Source organism: Pedobacter sp. (assembly GCF_035317785.1).
GTDB lineage: Bacteria > Bacteroidota > Bacteroidia > Sphingobacteriales > Sphingobacteriaceae > Pedobacter.
Genome location: NZ_DATHGC010000016.1, coordinates 15,969 through 32,137, shown reverse-complemented (window position 1 = coordinate 32,137; position 16,169 = coordinate 15,969). Strand labels below are relative to the sequence as shown.

Annotated in this window: 18 protein-coding genes; 9 read left to right on the top strand and 9 right to left on the bottom strand. The window is 42.6% G+C overall.

All coding sequences use genetic code 11. From position 1 onward, the window contains the following. The 3 genes from VK541_RS01640 to VK541_RS01630 form a co-directional block, all read left to right on the top strand. The coding region (locus tag VK541_RS01640; RefSeq protein WP_324366264.1) for a hypothetical protein at positions 1-758 on the top strand (758 nt) is incomplete at its 5' end. A gap of 223 nt (positions 759-981) precedes the next feature. Next, a complete protein-coding gene (locus VK541_RS01635) occupies positions 982-2,268 on the top strand; it encodes a DUF4861 family protein (RefSeq protein WP_324366262.1) in 1,287 nt (428 codons plus the stop codon). Positions 2,269-2,299: 31 nt separating this feature from the next. After that, positions 2,300-3,334 carry a LacI family DNA-binding transcriptional regulator gene (locus VK541_RS01630; protein ID WP_324366260.1) on the top strand — a complete coding sequence of 345 codons (1,035 nt, stop codon included), beginning with the start codon at positions 2,300-2,302 and terminating at the stop codon, positions 3,332-3,334. 197 nt (positions 3,335-3,531) lie between these two features. Here the strand turns inward: VK541_RS01630 and VK541_RS01625 are convergent, their stop codons facing one another. Together VK541_RS01625 and VK541_RS01620 are read right to left on the bottom strand one after the other, a co-directional pair. After that, positions 3,532-3,897: a transposase gene (locus tag VK541_RS01625; RefSeq protein WP_324366258.1), complete on the bottom strand. Its 366-nt coding sequence runs from the start codon at positions 3,895-3,897 to the stop codon at positions 3,532-3,534. A 90-nt stretch (positions 3,898-3,987) separates the two neighbouring features. Beyond that, the gene (locus VK541_RS01620) at positions 3,988-4,290 is read right to left on the bottom strand and encodes a hypothetical protein (protein ID WP_324366256.1); all 303 of its coding nucleotides are present in this window, start codon (positions 4,288-4,290) and stop codon (positions 3,988-3,990) included. Between the two features lie 146 nt (positions 4,291-4,436). Here VK541_RS01620 and VK541_RS01615 point away from each other — a divergent pair, with 146 nt between their 5' ends. Then, complete coding sequence (locus VK541_RS01615) at positions 4,437-4,946, top strand: hypothetical protein (protein ID WP_324366254.1); 510 nt, start codon at positions 4,437-4,439, stop codon at positions 4,944-4,946. A 233-nt stretch (positions 4,947-5,179) separates the two neighbouring features. Here the strand turns inward: VK541_RS01615 and VK541_RS01610 are convergent, their stop codons facing one another. Further along, positions 5,180-5,443, bottom strand: coding sequence for a hypothetical protein (locus VK541_RS01610; protein ID WP_324366252.1), 264 nt, complete (start codon positions 5,441-5,443; stop codon positions 5,180-5,182). Between the two features lie 185 nt (positions 5,444-5,628). Here VK541_RS01610 and VK541_RS01605 point away from each other — a divergent pair, with 185 nt between their 5' ends. Next, positions 5,629-5,988: a hypothetical protein gene (locus VK541_RS01605; protein WP_324366250.1), complete on the top strand. Its 360-nt coding sequence runs from the start codon at positions 5,629-5,631 to the stop codon at positions 5,986-5,988. Between the two features lie 111 nt (positions 5,989-6,099). Further along, entirely contained in the window at positions 6,100-7,113 is a 1,014-nt protein-coding gene (locus VK541_RS01600; protein ID WP_324366248.1) for a hypothetical protein, read from the top strand. 144 nt (positions 7,114-7,257) lie between these two features. Here VK541_RS01600 and VK541_RS01595 read toward each other — a convergent pair whose 3' ends face one another. After that, positions 7,258-8,475, bottom strand: a complete 1,218-nt coding sequence (locus VK541_RS01595) for a hypothetical protein (protein WP_324366246.1) — start codon at positions 8,473-8,475, stop codon at positions 7,258-7,260. A 178-nt stretch (positions 8,476-8,653) separates the two neighbouring features. Beyond that, positions 8,654-9,064, bottom strand: a complete 411-nt coding sequence (locus tag VK541_RS01590; protein ID WP_324366244.1) for a GNAT family N-acetyltransferase — start codon at positions 9,062-9,064, stop codon at positions 8,654-8,656. A 206-nt stretch (positions 9,065-9,270) separates the two neighbouring features. On the opposite strand from VK541_RS01590, the gene VK541_RS01585 reads away from it, so the two are divergent. Continuing rightward, positions 9,271-9,738: a JAB domain-containing protein gene (locus VK541_RS01585; protein WP_324366242.1), complete on the top strand. Its 468-nt coding sequence runs from the start codon at positions 9,271-9,273 to the stop codon at positions 9,736-9,738. 310 nt (positions 9,739-10,048) lie between these two features. Beyond that, positions 10,049-11,359 (top strand): hypothetical protein, encoded by a 1,311-nt coding sequence (locus tag VK541_RS01580; RefSeq protein WP_324366240.1) that lies wholly within the window; start codon positions 10,049-10,051, stop codon positions 11,357-11,359. 416 nt (positions 11,360-11,775) lie between these two features. On the opposite strand, the gene VK541_RS01575 is transcribed toward VK541_RS01580, so the two are convergent. Then, on the bottom strand, positions 11,776-11,910 hold the full coding sequence (locus VK541_RS01575) for a hypothetical protein (RefSeq protein WP_324366238.1): 135 nt from the start codon (positions 11,908-11,910) through the stop codon (positions 11,776-11,778). An 18-nt stretch (positions 11,911-11,928) separates the two neighbouring features. On the opposite strand from VK541_RS01575, the gene VK541_RS01570 reads away from it, so the two are divergent. Continuing rightward, the gene (locus VK541_RS01570) at positions 11,929-12,096 is read left to right on the top strand and encodes a quinol oxidase subunit 4 (protein WP_324366236.1); all 168 of its coding nucleotides are present in this window, start codon (positions 11,929-11,931) and stop codon (positions 12,094-12,096) included. 245 nt (positions 12,097-12,341) lie between these two features. On the opposite strand, the gene VK541_RS01565 is transcribed toward VK541_RS01570, so the two are convergent. Genes VK541_RS01565 through VK541_RS01555 form a run of 3 tightly spaced genes read right to left on the bottom strand, consistent with a single transcriptional unit; the run spans position 12,342 to position 16,143 of the window. After that, on the bottom strand, positions 12,342-12,785 hold the full coding sequence (locus tag VK541_RS01565) for a DUF6223 family protein (protein ID WP_324366234.1): 444 nt from the start codon (positions 12,783-12,785) through the stop codon (positions 12,342-12,344). 59 nt (positions 12,786-12,844) lie between these two features. Beyond that, a complete protein-coding gene (locus VK541_RS01560) occupies positions 12,845-13,657 on the bottom strand; it encodes a helix-turn-helix domain-containing protein (RefSeq protein WP_324366232.1) in 813 nt (270 codons plus the stop codon). 20 nt (positions 13,658-13,677) lie between these two features. Next, positions 13,678-16,143, bottom strand: a complete 2,466-nt coding sequence (locus VK541_RS01555; protein ID WP_324366230.1) for a TonB-dependent receptor domain-containing protein — start codon at positions 16,141-16,143, stop codon at positions 13,678-13,680. Positions 16,144-16,169 lie beyond the last annotated feature (26 nt).

The following is a 16,169-nucleotide window of genomic DNA, read 5'->3' as shown; positions in this document are numbered from 1 at the left end:
TAATTGCCAAAAACATACCGACAACGTTTTACACTGATCAACAGGTTCGGTCAGGCGCGCTTTATTATTATACGGTATCCGCGGTCAATAGCATCGGAGAAAGTGCAAATGCACCGGAGATGTCAATTAGCTCCGGATTACCCGCACCCTGGAAATACCAGGATATTGGCAATGTTAATGTCGCGGGTTCATCATCATACAATGGGAGATACTTTAGACTGGAAGGCTCAGGAACAGCAATTGGGGGAAAAGAAGACCAGTTCCAGTATGCATACGCGCCTATGAGCGGAGATGGGGAATTTACGGCCAGGTTCATCCCCCAACTCGGTTCTCAATTTACTCAAATGGGAGTAATGATGAGAAACGGCCTTAATGCCAATGCGTCCCATGTCTCACTGATTCTCAGTCCTGAGGCTACTAAACAGATAGAAGCGCCTGGCTGGACCACTAAGCTGATGGCTCGCGAAGCCACAGGCGGAGAAACAGTGGTGAAAAGCACAGGCCTTGATCTAACCTCGCCTGTAATTCAGAACGGACGGTTAATGGAATATTACTGGTTACGGTTGGTGCGCAGGGGAACCAATTTTTCAGGATATGTTTCTGCCGATGGCAAAACATGGTCGCAGATAGGGAGCACGGAACTTCCTCTTAAAAAAGAGATTTTTGTAGGCCTTTCCATTTCGTCCAGGTTAAGCACAGTTACTTCAGTAGTTAGATTTGACCATGTGCATACCACTGCCTGGAAGTCTTCAAAATAATTGGAATTGTTCAGGTTGTGAGGCTAACAAAGAGGCATGTTTGATGAGTGACAAAAGACAACAGATCGCCTGAGTTTCTTAAAAGAGATTTATAGCCAAAAATCAGATAAATGGATCCTGTAACAGGGGGCTATGCCGGTTTTGACTGGTTTAGAATTGATAAATAATGGTAAAATGTGCCGGTTGTAAAAACCGCAGGTAAAGAACTTATAATAGTGTGATAATGAATCAAAATTATTTTACAGCCTGCTTTGTTTTGGTTGTTATGGCCTCAATAGCGTGCTCCGCACAATCAAAAAAACTGCTGGTTAGAAATCCTGCAATTTATAAAAGACAGGATGAACTGATCGTATTAAAACGTATAGCGCTCCCCCGGCAGTTCAAAACATTAACAAAGGATTTGTTTTTAAGGATCACCGACGGAACAGGAAGAGTTCAGACGGTTCAGTTTGATGACCTGGACAAGGATGGAATCTGGGATGAAGCGGTCTTCCTTTACACCTTGAAGCCTTTGGAGCAAGCTGCTTTTTCGGTTGGTATAACCACGGAGAGGTTAAATAGTGGTATGATCCGTGCGCATGTACGGCAACGGCGTAAAAACGCGGACAATACTTTTGCTGCAAGTGTCGATACGGATTCAATTCCTGCAGGCCAGCCGAATACAGACTTTTCAAAAGAGAAATTGCCTCCTTTTTTAACTGAGGGACCGGCATGGGAAAACGATAAAGTCGGCTTCAGGCTTTACCTGGATGTACGTAATGGGAAGGATATATGGGGCAAAACAACAACTGCGATGATGATGGACACTGTTGGGGTAGATCCCACTGTGATTTATCACAACAGGGCTCCCTGGGGCATGGACATCTACAAAGTGGGCTCCTCGCTGAGTGCAGGTGCCCTCGCCTTAATACTAAAACTTAAAAATGGGAGCGATACACTGATCCGTCTTGGTGGAAAAAATATGGGCAAAGTCATCTATGAAAAAGTGGCAGATGGACCGGTAAGGGCAATATTCCGAATAAAGTATCCCGAATGGAATATTGCACCCGGATTTAAACCTGTATCACTTACTGAAGAAATAAGTATTTGGGGCGGACAGTTTTTTTACCAGAGCAGTGTTACTATTGGAAATGCTCCGGCAGCGGCAAAATTAGTCACTGGTTTCGCCAATTTATATCAGGTGACCGCTCATGAACTGGAAAGCCAAAAGAGCAAAATCTTATATGCTTATGGATTGCAAAGTGAAAATATAGATAACCTTGGTTTGGCCATACTGGGGAACAGGTCTGAAATCTTGTCATTCGGTAAGAGCCTGGAGACAGAAAAGGACATCAGGGACAGCTATTTGGTAACGTTTAAACCCCTGTCAAACAGTCTCCCTGTGATATTTCGATTTTATGCAGCCTGGCAACCAACGGATACAGAATTTGCGAATCCGGAGCAGTACAAAAATTTTTTAAGAAACCAATCGGTTCTTTATGATAAAAAAGTTAATTTAAGCTGGAAGTAAAGATAGTGCACAGCCTATCAAAAGAAACCCTATGGCAAAGAAGCTATCAATACGTGATATCGCAACCGATCTTAATATATCAAAAACGACAATTTCTTTTATTTTAAATGGTAAGGCAAAAGAAAACAGGATAAGTAATCTTCTAATAGATAAAGTGCTAAAATATATAGAGGAAAAAAAATTCAAACCCAACCAGCTGGCCAAAAGTTTAAGTACAGGCAAAACTATGATTATCGGGTTGATGGTGGAGAAAATATCGGATTACTTTTTTGCTCAGATCGCCTATCATATTGAAGAAATTGCTTATCAGAACGGATATAAGATAATTTATTGCAGTACGGATGACGATATTCAAAAAACCCGGGAATTAATTGCTTTATTTCGGGAGCGGCATGTCGACGGATATATCATAACGCCCCCGGCGGGTATTGAGCAGGAGATACAGGAATTGTGTAATGACGGGCTGCCCGTGGTATTGTTTGACAGATTTTTTCCGGATATAGATACAAGTTATGTGATACTGGACAACTACCAGGCAAGTTATGATGCCGTCAGCTATTTGATCAGTAAAAAATACAAAAACATTGCCCTTGTTGAACTGGACTCTGAGCAAACCCAGATGCGGGACAGGTTCTTGGGATATCAGAACGCACTCGCTGCTCACGATATGCCTTCTTTGATAAAGAAAATTCCTTTTGCCAATAGTCTTGACCAAACCGTGGAAGAACTTGTAGCGTTTATGAAAATAAACGGACAGATTGATGCCCTGTTTTTCGCGACCAACTACCTTGCTTTTAGTGGAATCAAGGCACTTAATCAGCTAAATCTCAAAATACCTGAAGATATAGCTATCATCGGTTTCGATGATCATGAAATTTTTAATATTTATAAGCCGAGCATAACTGCAGTCGCACAACCATTAATGGAACTGGCGAATCAATCGATCAATGCATTACTTAATATGATGAATTCAAAAAAAACAGGCGAAAACCCGCAAAAGATCATTGTTAAAGCTGATCTAATCATTCGTGATTCCACAGACAGCAGTCAGCGCAGCCGTATTTGATGACATACTGTTGCCGACCGACGACGTGGTTGACTCGATGTTTCATATCGGTATAACAGTGGAAAATAGGCTGATCAGCAGGTATCGCCTTTTGGAGGCCTGGTTGTCTACCATGCACTTGGGGGATAGATTTTACTATGGCAGTCTACAAAGTGGCCCGACGCCCATCCTTGTAATGCGTTTCTCCCTGATCAGCTTTACTGTTTGGTACCACCCTTTTTTCTAATGGGAACCTTGTGTGCCTTTTCAGCATGGTCAATCATCGAGTTCAGGCCGTAGATAAGTACATTGGCCTTCTCTAATGCCTTCTCCAGATCCTTTATCCGCTTCTTCAGCTCAGCGGCATCTTTAGTCTTTGGCTTTTCCATGGGAGCTAAAGTTACGGCTCCTTTCTCTAATTTTTTCTTGTATCCAATAATCCAGTTGGTGAGGATGTAGGTATTTACCAGACCGTACTTTTTAGCTACTTCTTCTTTTGAATAGTTCTGGTAAACCACCAGCTCTATTAGCTTTTCCTTAAGTTCCTCAGGATAATCAAATCTTGCGATTGCTTCTTCTTTCATTGACAGTGAATGGTTTATCCAAAAACTGTAAAGCTATAGACGGATAAGACCGAGATTGTGAACGCTGTTTGATAAGACATGTGAGGTAATTTAAAAGGTTTTAATGAGTGATCCGCTTACTTTGCGAAGTTCTTTCTTGCCGTTCTCCAGTTCTAATAGAATATCATCTCCGGCAAATGAAGCTGATTTGCAATGGCCATTGCCGATTGTTCGCACTAAACTTCCAGAGTCTTTACGAAGTTCAACTTTGCCACCGGCCAATGTTAAGATAATTAAACTGAAGTCAGAATTGATATTGGCGTTGATTGTTTTGCCTGTTCCAAACGTGTGTATAAGTGAACCGCTTTCTTTACGGAGTTCAACCTTTCCGTTTTTAACAAATACTAGAGCCATTGAGAATTAATTTATATGGCCAATATATACAAATAATAGGAATATATGCAATTACGATAATCCGATGGTTATTTTGATTTTACTCTTGTTTCTTTATTATTATTTTATTATAATTAAATAAAAGCGAACATAAACAAAGTCTTCATATGAGTTGCAAACACAAATTCTTCGGCCATCCATTTCATTTGGAAGGTATTAGTGGTTTAATCCCTAATTGGAAGGTAAGAACACTTATTGTCGGTACTTTTAATCCTGAACCAGCGTGGCACCCCGCTAATGCGGCTAATTATTATTATGGCAGAGCCACGAATTATTTCTGGGAAGTACTCCCTCGCTTTGCCGGGATTTCTTCTGTCTCAAGACAAGATTTAGTAGCTCAATTGAACTTCCTGAAGATCAATGAAATAGGTGTAACAGATTTGCTCATCAGCATTGATGATGCTGATTTGTCGAATATGGACCATGTTGAAAGAATTAGGACGGTGTTGGATAGCGAAATTGAGTTGTTCAATCAATTCACTTGGAACACGGAGCCTATTGTTGAATTTATTTTAAAGAATAACATCGAGGCCGTTTATTTTACTAAATGGGAAATCCTGCAAAAAAGAAGACGAAACCCAATACATTTGAAGAACAGATGCGAATTATCGAGTTAAAGTGTAAGCAAGCAAATATATATACCAATCGTTTACATACTCCTTCTGCAAACGGATTAAGAAGTGGGTCTCCTCGAGAGAATGTGTTAATTGATCGATGGTATCACAAAAATGGTGGAAACAGGTTCCCTTTTTTGAGCAGTCGGTTTGATATTAAAGACTTTCCAATTAAGGGCAAAAACTTGACAGATAATGAGTTAATGGCTAAGTACTTCTAGTAAACTAAGCCTTAATCATAGTCGGGTGTAAATCTCATTAACCACGCTTTCTTCTGCTCCGTTTAATTTTTTGTTTGATTTGTATGTGGCAAGCAGTGCCTTAAAATCGTCTTTCTTGAAAAGTTCAATAAATTTAATCGGATTGCTTCGAAGTTCTTCAATATGACGGACTAAAATCTTGTCGATTGAATTCAGTGCCCCAATGCGTATTGTTGGGTCTTTTAAGTCTCTAGATTCTAAATCCTTGACTATCGATACTTTTACTTCATCCCAATTCATGCTCAATTGTAAAATTATTGTACTTATGTATCCCTTAATTAAGAAATTTTCAGAGTTGAATGATGAAGATATAAAAAATAACGCACGCAAAGCTAATCCGGTAGAAATCTTAATTTTTAATTGTTATTTGCAACGGCACGTCTTATGGAAACACCCCGGGCGGTATCGCATCAATATATCATCATTTGCAAATTACTGGTCCAGCACAACCGTTACAGTTTCTTCAGACGGGCGTTGCTTTTGCGAAACAGGATTCAGAACTCGGTACAAGACAAATTATTTCATTTAGAAAGCAAGCTCATCAATTGCTGCTTTCTGCCGGCGATAGCACCTCGAAGATACTTTCTGTTGAAGAAAAGAGGGGTGGTAGCTACAGGATCTCTTTTGAGAGGCCTTTTGCCCTGATTCCTGATACTCTTACAGCGATTGCAACCAGATTAACATCCAGTAACGATCTAAACGGAAGCTATACCCTGCCATTTGCCTTTGCGGGCATTACAGGAGACTTGGGTGAGTATAAGTTTGAGAGTAAGAAGCGGAAGTGAAATCATAATTTCTTACGAATAGGGTTAATCCATTTTAACTTTTAATTCATTATATTGTATGACTACAAGATAATTTTACATGATTTACGAATCTGATTAATTGCCTCAAATATGACCCTAATTATCGCTGATGCCTTTAGTGTAACTCAATACATTACGCATCCCATCTCTTTGCTAGCCTACATTGCGGCTGCTGTAATGGTTTATTTTATCAACCGGGATGTTAACCGGCGAAAGTTAATTGAATCGGCTCCCGAAGCTGAACGGGCGAATGTGATTATCCAAACTGCTGAAAAACTTCACATGGATATAACGGCTGTTCCAAGGAATGAACGTGCTGCTTTGATTCGACAGGTATTGAAAAATCGCATTTATACACAGCTTATCATCGCATTTGTAATTTTGGTTATCGGAATGATGGGGAGTTATATCGTTTTAAACTTCCTTAATAAAAATATACCCAAGCCTGTGGCGCCAAGAGTTCAGATTGGTGACATCACCGCGAGAGTAACCTTCTACATCGGCGAGGCAAGTGAGAACTCACCGGAGATTTTCAAAAATACTTCTCAATTGGAGTTAAGGATTGCTGAGAATACAAACTTCATCGATAAAAATGTAATCGGCTGGAAGAATGGTTTTTTTCTTCCAGACTCCTTGTCTAAGGTGGCCTCTACCACACAGAGATTTGACAGGAACTTTAAGGCTACAGTGGATGGACCTAGTCTTGAACTGGTGCGGGAATACGACAAGTTTACTGGTAGTCTTAAAGCATTTGGGGAGGGCTATGATTGGAAAAAAGCAAGTTTTGAAGGCTTAATCAATGTCAGTGAGTTCAATCCTTGGGTGGATAGTCTCATAAATGAAAATAGTGATTATCAGGTCAGTTTTGAGGATTTCGCTGATGAATATCGAATTACCCCTGAGCAGAGAGTTAGTATAACAGAGTATGACTATCGCGTCATTGTGTACCCTATACGGGCTATGCTAGAGCTGTTTTGTAAGGGGAAGCCGATTGGGCGATCGGATGGAATAGTAGTACGAGTGTATGAACATGATGAAGATGTTCGAAGATTATTTGTTGTTAAGTTTCCTGTTACAAAGCTTAGTATTCCTGAGGGTATTTAGGGAAATAAGATCCTGCAGGCTGACTTGACCATGTCGTGCTGGAGGGTAATGATTTTCCCGCAATGCTATCTTTCAACTTGACCGATATCGCTAGGATAGCATTGAACTTACATCCAGGCCATAGGTGATTATCCTTGTAGATCTTCAGGTGCCCAATGGGAAAGTGCCGTTGTCTGTTGACCATTTCCGCTTTGATAGCGTCAGGTACTGCATTATATCCTGTGGATTTTTGACTCGGATTGTGGCCTCGCTGAATTTTATCAGATCGTCTACTTGGAGCAGGTCCTCGCAACCGGCTTGTTTGAAAAGTTCCGAAAGTTCGGAGTCGGAGGAAAATTCATAGCTGGCGAAGCCCATCAGGGTATCCATGCCTAGATATTTTTTGTCCAGCGGGGCTAGTTTGGTGAGCTCGCTGATGCTGTTTCCTTCAGGGGTGCCGTTGTTGGTCAGAAAAAGGAAACTTCGTATGATGATTTTTTCCTGGTCGTAAGAGACCACGAGGTACCCGAGTTTTCTATTTAGAATTTCCAGGGGGATCAGCGTTTTTTCATTGTACCGCTGCCAATGGCAATTTTCGGCAAGCAGTGCTTCTGCAATCGCTTCATGGATCAGCCCTTTATGAATACCCAGGCGCTCATCCAGCCGGTTCAGTGCGTGGCGCTGAATGTAGACGGGGCGGTTGTCGTTTCCCCCGGTATAGAAGCCTATTTTAGCAGGAGGGATGCTGATCCAGTTGATGCCGCCTAACTGTTCCGGCCATCCCGCGCGCAGCATTTCCCGTTTGTTGCCCTCCAGCGAGATGCTGATCTGCTCAGGCCGGTGTATGGTCACGTTCACCTGGTTGGAAGCGGTTATGCTATTGATGGCACAAAGGTTATCCAACTCGTAGCTTAGTATGGAATCCGACCAGTCCGAGGAGATGACGGCTAATCGGCGCAGGATGCCAATCACTTCTACAACTGCCGATCGGTACCTGTCAGTTTCAGAAAAATAAGGCTTAAAAGCCTCGATCAGATCGGGATGAAGTTCGCTGGTTTCCCTGGCCATCATTTCCACATACTGGATCAGCATGAGGCCTTCTCTAAGGTAATTGGCGAGGGAAATCTGACTGCCTATAACTGTGGTGATGAAAGTTGTGGCTAAGCTGTTTCGGAAGATTTCATCCAGGGTTTTATCCGCAGAACCATAGAGTTTGACTGGGTTGTACCTGTTGGCTAAGATCAGCGCCTTACTGTAGGCGGGTAATTTGGCATAAATTCCCGCACCCGCCAGCTGCTCGCAGGTGCTTTCCAGTAACCTGGCTGCGTTAGCTTGAATTTGTTTCTGGCTGAATACGACTGGTCTTGCGGGTTTTTTGGCCATAGCAATTTACTAAGTTCAAATTTAGGCAAAATAAAAGGGGGCATGGCCATAAGTTTATGGGATGTCATGATGGTAGCTATGTTTTTTCGTATGTGTTATAGGTTTTTGATAAACGCGATCAATCTCCCGGCTTCTTTAAATCCGATCCGGGTATGAAAATCATAGCTTACCGTATTGTTTATATAAATGTCTGAGCCATTTGACTGCAACCCCGCTGTTTTGCCCAGGTTTCTCCAGCCTGATATAATGCCTTGGCGATGCCTTTTTTTCTGAAATCCGGGTTGACGTAAATTCCTTCAACATACCCGGTAGGCGAGGAGTCCGAGCCTTCCACATAATCTGCGCGCAGACCCAGGTATATAAAGCCAATCGGTGAGCCATTTTGCTGGTATAGCAGGATCTCGAATTTTTCAGACCTCATGATCTCCTGGTAAACTGATTCCAGATCCGCTGTTATGTAATCCGGCCACAAGTCAGTTGCCATTTCTAACCATACATTATGGTGCTCAGGTTCTGCTGTTATGATGTGTTGCATTGTGTTTTGTGTTTCCTGAATGAAGATGCTGAAAAGTTCAGTGATTCTGTTCATGGATTTTAGGTTTATTCCTCAATAATTTCTCACCAAACTTCTTTAGTCAGGTTATAGCAGTTCGCTACGCTCAAATTCCAGGCCCATAAAATGGGTATCCCTGTGGGAGCCTCCGCATTTTACAGGCCTTGGGAATTTGCTTTATCCCCTGAACTAAAGGTAAATGCTTCATAATTAATTAAGGAACAACACAAAATCCCAATTTTATGAAAGCGAAATCCCAAGTGTCACTATTCCAGGTATCCGAGATCCAGGTCAGTTATTATCCAAAATTCAAGGCCTCTGAACGTCCTAAGATATCCACCAGTCAGGATGCCTACAACATTTTATACAACAACTGGAATCTTGGCAAACTCCAGATGCAAGAACAGTTTTATATCCTGCTGCTAAACAGGGCAAACAATGTGATAGGTATTTCCGAAGTTTCTACCGGAGGTGTTGCCGGTACTATCTGCGATCCGAAGATCATATTTGGAACTGCGCTTAAGGCGAACGCGTCTAGTATAATATTAGCACACAATCATCCTTCCGGAAACTTAAAGCCAAGTACTCAGGATATACAGATAACCCGAAAAATGGCTGAAGGTGGTAGGCTTCTGGATCTGTTTGTCCATGACCACCTGATCATTAGCAGTAACGGCTACTATTCTTTTGGCGATGAAGGGCTGATTTAAGCCCTTTATTTCAAAAGACACGTTATAAAGAATTGCTGAGAAGGTTGTTAATTCTGCTTGCGGTAGGTGCCTATAGGTCTCCATAATCGGTTTTCACCCCGTATTTTTCTACTCCAGCAAGAAAGATGGGCAGGGAGTCCTGTGCTGAGGGGTTTATTCAATGCCTTTTGATCTGGAGGTGATACTTAACAGTATAAATAGGCGCTGCCTATGCATCACTCGTTACAAAGGGGATGGCTTCAAACTTATCGGTGCAAAATTCAAACAGCCTATACAACAAAGGCCAGAAAGTGTTTACTTTAGGATTACGATGAAAATTAAACCCTTACTGTTCCTGTCCATGATGTACCTGACTGGTGCAGCGCAAAACCATACTACGCTTCGTTTTAAATCTGTAAAGGCGGTAAGGAGCAGCGTAGCTGCGAATGCAATCGGGGTGAACACCCACTTAAACTATCTTGAGAGCGTGTATGACCTGCATTATGCTGACATCGTAAGACCACGGCTGATTGAACTGGGTACTAAACATATCCGTGATCATTTGGGCAATAAAATGGTCAACGACAGGTACACCGAACTCGCACATCAACATGGCATTAAATTATTGCTGATCAGCGATGACAGCGGAAAGGATCTGGAGCAGAGCAGGAACGAGATCATCAGGTTAAATCAGTTTATTCCCGCGAAAGCAGTCGTCGATCTTATTGAGCCGGCCAATGAACGGGATATCGGCTGGAAAGCTGACTGGGGGGAATTGTGTAGTTATATGGCAACTTACCGGGACATCTTTAAGGGAAATGCGGTGACTAAAACCATTCCCTTACTGGGGCCATCATTTGCCAATACACGGAACAGTGCCCTGGACTTTGGGTTGATATGCAAGAATGCAGCTGCATTGATGGATATGGGAAACCTGCACGCGTATAGCGGCTTATACCCCGAGGCGTCCATGGCTGGTGGCTGGGGAATCAGTTTTGATCAGGCCATCAGCAGCTACAAAACCATCTCCGGGGATCATCCCATCATCGAGACCGAATCGGGTTATAAAATGAGCGAGGGGGCTGATGGGCACCCGGCGGTATCCGAAAGGACGGCAGCAAAATATGCACCCCGGTTGGTCTTATCAAGATTAAAGGCTGGGATCAACCAGTTGTATTTCTACCAGCTGATCAATAATTCGGAAGATTTTGGGCTGCTCAATACAGATGGCTCGCCCCGGTTGCAGTATACGGCATTAAAAAACTTTATTCACCTTATGGGTGATCAGGGCGGGAGTTTCGAGCCAGGAGTGATTGACTTTTCGCTAAAGGGAAACCTGGACGGTATCCAGCAGCAGGTATTTCAAAACAGCAAGGGTAAATTTCTGCTGTTGATCTGGCAAGGGATTGAAGGATCGAAAGGCGGCACGAAAAATAATGACTACAGTGATGTCAATAATCCGGAACGGCTGCTCCGATTGACACTCAGCAAAAAGGCAAAGCAAATTAAAGTGTATCGTCCGAGTTTTAACACCATGCCGGATGGCAATGGGATAAAGCCTGTAAGTTCTTATTCAGGTGCTAGTATGGTTTCCTTAAGCATTCCGGATCAGATCCTGTGTGTGGAGATTGAGTTCCCTTAAGGTATTCAAAAATCGCCTCGGTATTGCCACAAATTCAACTGTTCTCTAACTGTGGATTTCGGGGTTCCAGTCCTGGTGTTTGTGCCTGAATTACCCAGGCCCCATTGACCTGGGTAATCAGGACTTGAATGTTTAACTAACCAAATGACGCCTCGGAAGCGGTAATTATAGTATGAAGATCTGTAGAAATAACAGAATATAAAGTTTAATTTATTAACAATCAGTTGATTAATGTTGATAAATCTTTTTTTAGAGGTTATCTCGCTATCAATAGGCATTTGCCTTAAAGTTGACAGTCGATGCGGGCTACACAAGGCTACTTTATCCCTATTATTCTTTGGGATCAGCAAAATAATGATTATTAAGGCGTCCGAACTTCATAAAAATCCTGCAACGCGCTAACAAGCACTATTCTGTCAAGGCTGGCCTGCACGGCTGGCATCCTCATTTACCTGGCCGGTTGAATAACTGGCATGACTTTCGGCTCGCTTTGCCAGGGTGAAATAGTATCTGCTGACACCAAATGAAGTCGTGGCATGGATTTCGTACATGATATCTAAACCAACATTATGAAAAAATTATATTTCGTTCTTCTGATTTCCGGCATTATGATAGCCAGCTCATGTTCCACGACCAGAACCGCTGGTAATAGTGGCAAAGTTCCTCCGGGTCAGGCAAAAAAGGCAAGCGGCTCTAAATCAGCAAAGCCATACGCGCCCGGTCAGCGAAAAAATTAATAATGGGCAGGAAAATAATATCTAATCAAGTCAAGAACTGATCCGGCCGCATCCCATTGGCATGGATCAGCTTTAAGTACAACATTATCGTTAAATTACGCAACTGGAAGTTTGGTGCCTGCCCTTGAATGCTGTCTGTCTTCTTGCCAAGCTTCGGGCTAGTTGAAGAATTTAACGGAATTACAGTCGCTAATTGAAAAGCACTTAATGGCTAACCAAATAATAACTTTGCAACATTTTGGTAGCTATTCTATTCTACTGGAACGAATCGTTATCACACTAAGTATGATGCTGGCCAGTCCCAGCAATAGCGCAATGATTGTACCTGCTTTTCCGCTACCTGAACCGAACACAGCACCGGCAGTTGTAACCAAATGAATAATGCTTAGTACAACTACGACAAGCCCCAACGCCAAAGCTACTTTAGCTCCCGTTTTGGCGGAGCGGGCCTTTGCCCGCCAACTGATGGCAAGACTAACCAGCCCCAATAGTCCGGTGAGTATAGATTTGGCCCTGCCGGGGGTGACACCGGAAACATAAGCGGTGCCATCAGATCTTGTGGTAATTTCATCCGCTGCTTGCGTTTCGGTTGCATTTTTAGCCGTCTGTGCGCATGTTTTTTCGGATGCGAAAATGAGAAATCCTATAAGGATGAAAACAGGTAACGTATGGCGAATGGATGAAATCATAAGTTTTTTTTGCTAAACTACTTCTTTCCGGGATGATAAAATTGTAAAAATACGACATCTTAATATTCAACTGTTCCCCTGTCGGTCGCGGCGATGGTTTTTTGATCAAAGTAATCGCCTGGATTGTATCCGGAGAAATTTTTAAAATCATGGATGAAATGTGACTGGTCATAATATCCATACTCGTAAGCGATTTGTGCCAACGATTTGCCTTCAAAAGATTTGTTGAGAAGGGAATTAAACCTTCGGATCCGAAAAAATAATTTGGGTCTAAAGCCAGTAAATTCTTTGAACCTTCTTTCGAATTGTCTCACTGATAAGAAGCTGTTTTCCGCTAATGATTTGATAGAATCTGTCGGGCAGGAATTTGATATGGCCATGATCGACGAAATAATATTGGTACAATTGATTCGGGCATTTTTCAGTTTCTCCTCCAGGAAGCCGGATACGATCCTTACCCTTTCATAGTTGCCTGAAGCCAGCATAATCTTTTCTTCAAGAATCTCCCCTTGTTTGCCAAACAATGTTTTAGTGTCTACTGCCTGGTCTGTAAGTTCGTTTGCGGGCAGGTGAAATAATTGTGGTAAGGCGTGGGCATATAGATAAAATCCAAATATGCCGAATTCAGATTTCGAATTTACCTTGCTGAAGGTCTGCGTTTGTCCATAAATCCCGGGAAATAATGTCGTCTCAAAACCCGATCCGCAGTTGTAATGGAACTGTCCTTTGTAGCAGAAGCTAAACTCAGGATAAGTATAAGCAAATGCGTTGTGAATGTAGGGTTGGTTTATTGAGGCATTGCCCTCTGCAAACCAAAAGAACCGGACATAATTCGCGAGGTGTTTTTCCGGAAAGATGACTTTGAAGTTCATGTTGGCATATTTAGGACAATTTAAAACTCCTTATCTCCAAACTCACTGGAAGGGAGTTTACTTTTCCCGCTTAGTTTGTTAAGGTTGAAGCTGAAGTTTAGGAGGAAAACATCTGGTTCATAGATATAATTCGTTGTAGTATAAAAATCAGATGCCATAGTGGTGATGCGCTGACGCTGCGTTTTTTTAAGTCCCAGATCCATATTCTGCCATTGCAGGGAAGCGGAGAATGCTCCTCCCATGAAACTTTTCTTAAGTATAGTGCTGGGTACAAGGAAGCGGGAATCCCAACCCTGGGCGGTTGGCCGTTCCGATAAATAATTTACTGCGGCCTGGAGGCTAATGGTTTGTGATAGACGAAAGCTGGAGTTTCCATTTATGGAGTATACCCAATCGGCATTTGAGATGGCAGATTGCTGTCCCAGCACATTTATCGAACCATTGATCTTGTATTTATAGATGTTGGTGCCGAGATATATCGTCCACCAGCTGGCAGGCTGGAGACTGCCGCCAGCTTCTAAACCAAGTGATCGCGCTCTTGTCGCATTCGTAAATACCCTGTTCAATATCGTATCTGCATATACACTATTCACCCGTTGTATTGGATTTTTGATCCCCTGATAATACAAATTGGCAAACAGATTGCCTTTACTGAACGAAGATACAATACCCAGTTCCACAAGGTCTATAAACTCGGGCAACAAATCCGGATCGCCCTGTTCTAAGGTTTCGGAATGTTCCCGCTCCGGGATAGGATTGAGCTCGAAATTGCTGCGTCTTTGCACCCGTTTGCTGTAAGCCGCTTTAACTTTCCACCTGGTGTTGAAACTGTATAGCAAGCTGGCCGAAGGAAATAAGTTGGAGAGATTCAGAATATGAGGATCGGGGTCGTTTGACAAGGTCACTGTCCTTGCAGCATATTCATAACGCATACCGGCCGAATATTCTAAATCTTTTGACTTCCCCGAGTATTGTGTATATATGGAATTGATTTGATTTTTAGCCTTTGCGAAGCCCCTGAACTGGTCGGCGTCAGGCTGAGAACTGATGGGGTAGACAAAGTAGTCAAATTTACCATCCTGGGTATCGTGCCGGAATTGGTAGCCGGTCTCCAGTTTGCCCTTTCCTAAAGAGCGCACATAATCTAATTTTAGTCGGTATCCCGCTATTGGGTTTTCGTAAGGATTGATGATTTCCTGAATGAGCGTTGAAACATCGGGATAGCCAAGATTGCGGTTTACAGTTTGACCGAACAGTTTTGCTCTTTCGTAAAGTGCCGAGGCTGTAAGTGCCGATTTATTGGCAAAAGTATGCGTATAGTCCAGGTTGCCAAGCGTAAAATTTCCTTTCTTGGTTTGCAGGTTGGAGTTGAAGTAAATGGTTTTAGAAATCAATTCTCCTGTACTCAGATCGGAAGTCGTGTTGTTGTAATATATGTCTGCCAGTCTCCCCTGATAACGATGTCCGGCGAAAAAACCGGCCGAGAAAGTATTCGATGCATCAGGACTGAATGTTACCGCTGTACGGCCCCCATAATTGTATTTGTCAAAGCTCCGTTCTCCGTTAGACGGGAAGCGTGTGATGGTGTTGTTCTGGAAATTTTTTGTGAACACGTTTCCCTCTCTGTACCCGGCGTTGTCGTTTCTGGTATAATTGCCGCTGATGGTGATGTCCCATTTATTCTCTTTAAGGTTAATGGTCAGGTCTCCGCCAAAACGCAGTGGTTTTTCTTTGTTGTCATAGTCCTGTGTCGAAGGAAGTCCGGCCAGTGCATTTGCAGACATGGTGAAGCCATCTGTAACACCTTTTTTAGTGATGATATTGATAATACCTGATTTTCCGTCCGGATCATATTTAGCTGAGGGCGATGTGATGACTTCAATGTTTTCCAGTGCATTTGCCGGAATTTGGCTTAGAACGGTTTGAGCATCTGTGAGTACAGCCTTACCGTTTACCAAAACTAAAAACCCTGAAGATCCGCGCAGGTTGATGTTGCCTTCTCCATCCACTGCCACTGAAGGCAGGTTTTTAAGGGCGTCAATTGCAGTCCCGCCTTTGGCTGCTTCAAACTGGCTGGTTTTGTAAATTTGCTTATCTATGGTGTACATCGCTTTGGATGAGGTTCCGGTAACGCTGACCTGTTCAAGAACCTTGCTGCCTGGCTCCAGAATGATGGTACCTAAATCTAAGGGCTGTGAGCTTTTTAGGTCAATACCTTTTAAAGACTTTGTAATGTATCCGATAAAAGCGATACGCAGGTCATATTTTCCCGGTTTGATTTTCTCCAGTTTGAAAGCCCCTGTTTTATTGGAAACACCACCCGAAACAACGCCGGAAGTGCTGTTTTCTAAGACAGCAATGCTTGCATATTCAATGGGTTGTTTGGTTTGCGCATCTATGACAATTCCTTTTAAAGAAGTGGTCTGGGCAATAGACACGATTGAACTGGATATAAACAGGAGCAGAACCAGGTATTTGGAATACATAAGAAATTCAACATTGTTGTTGCATC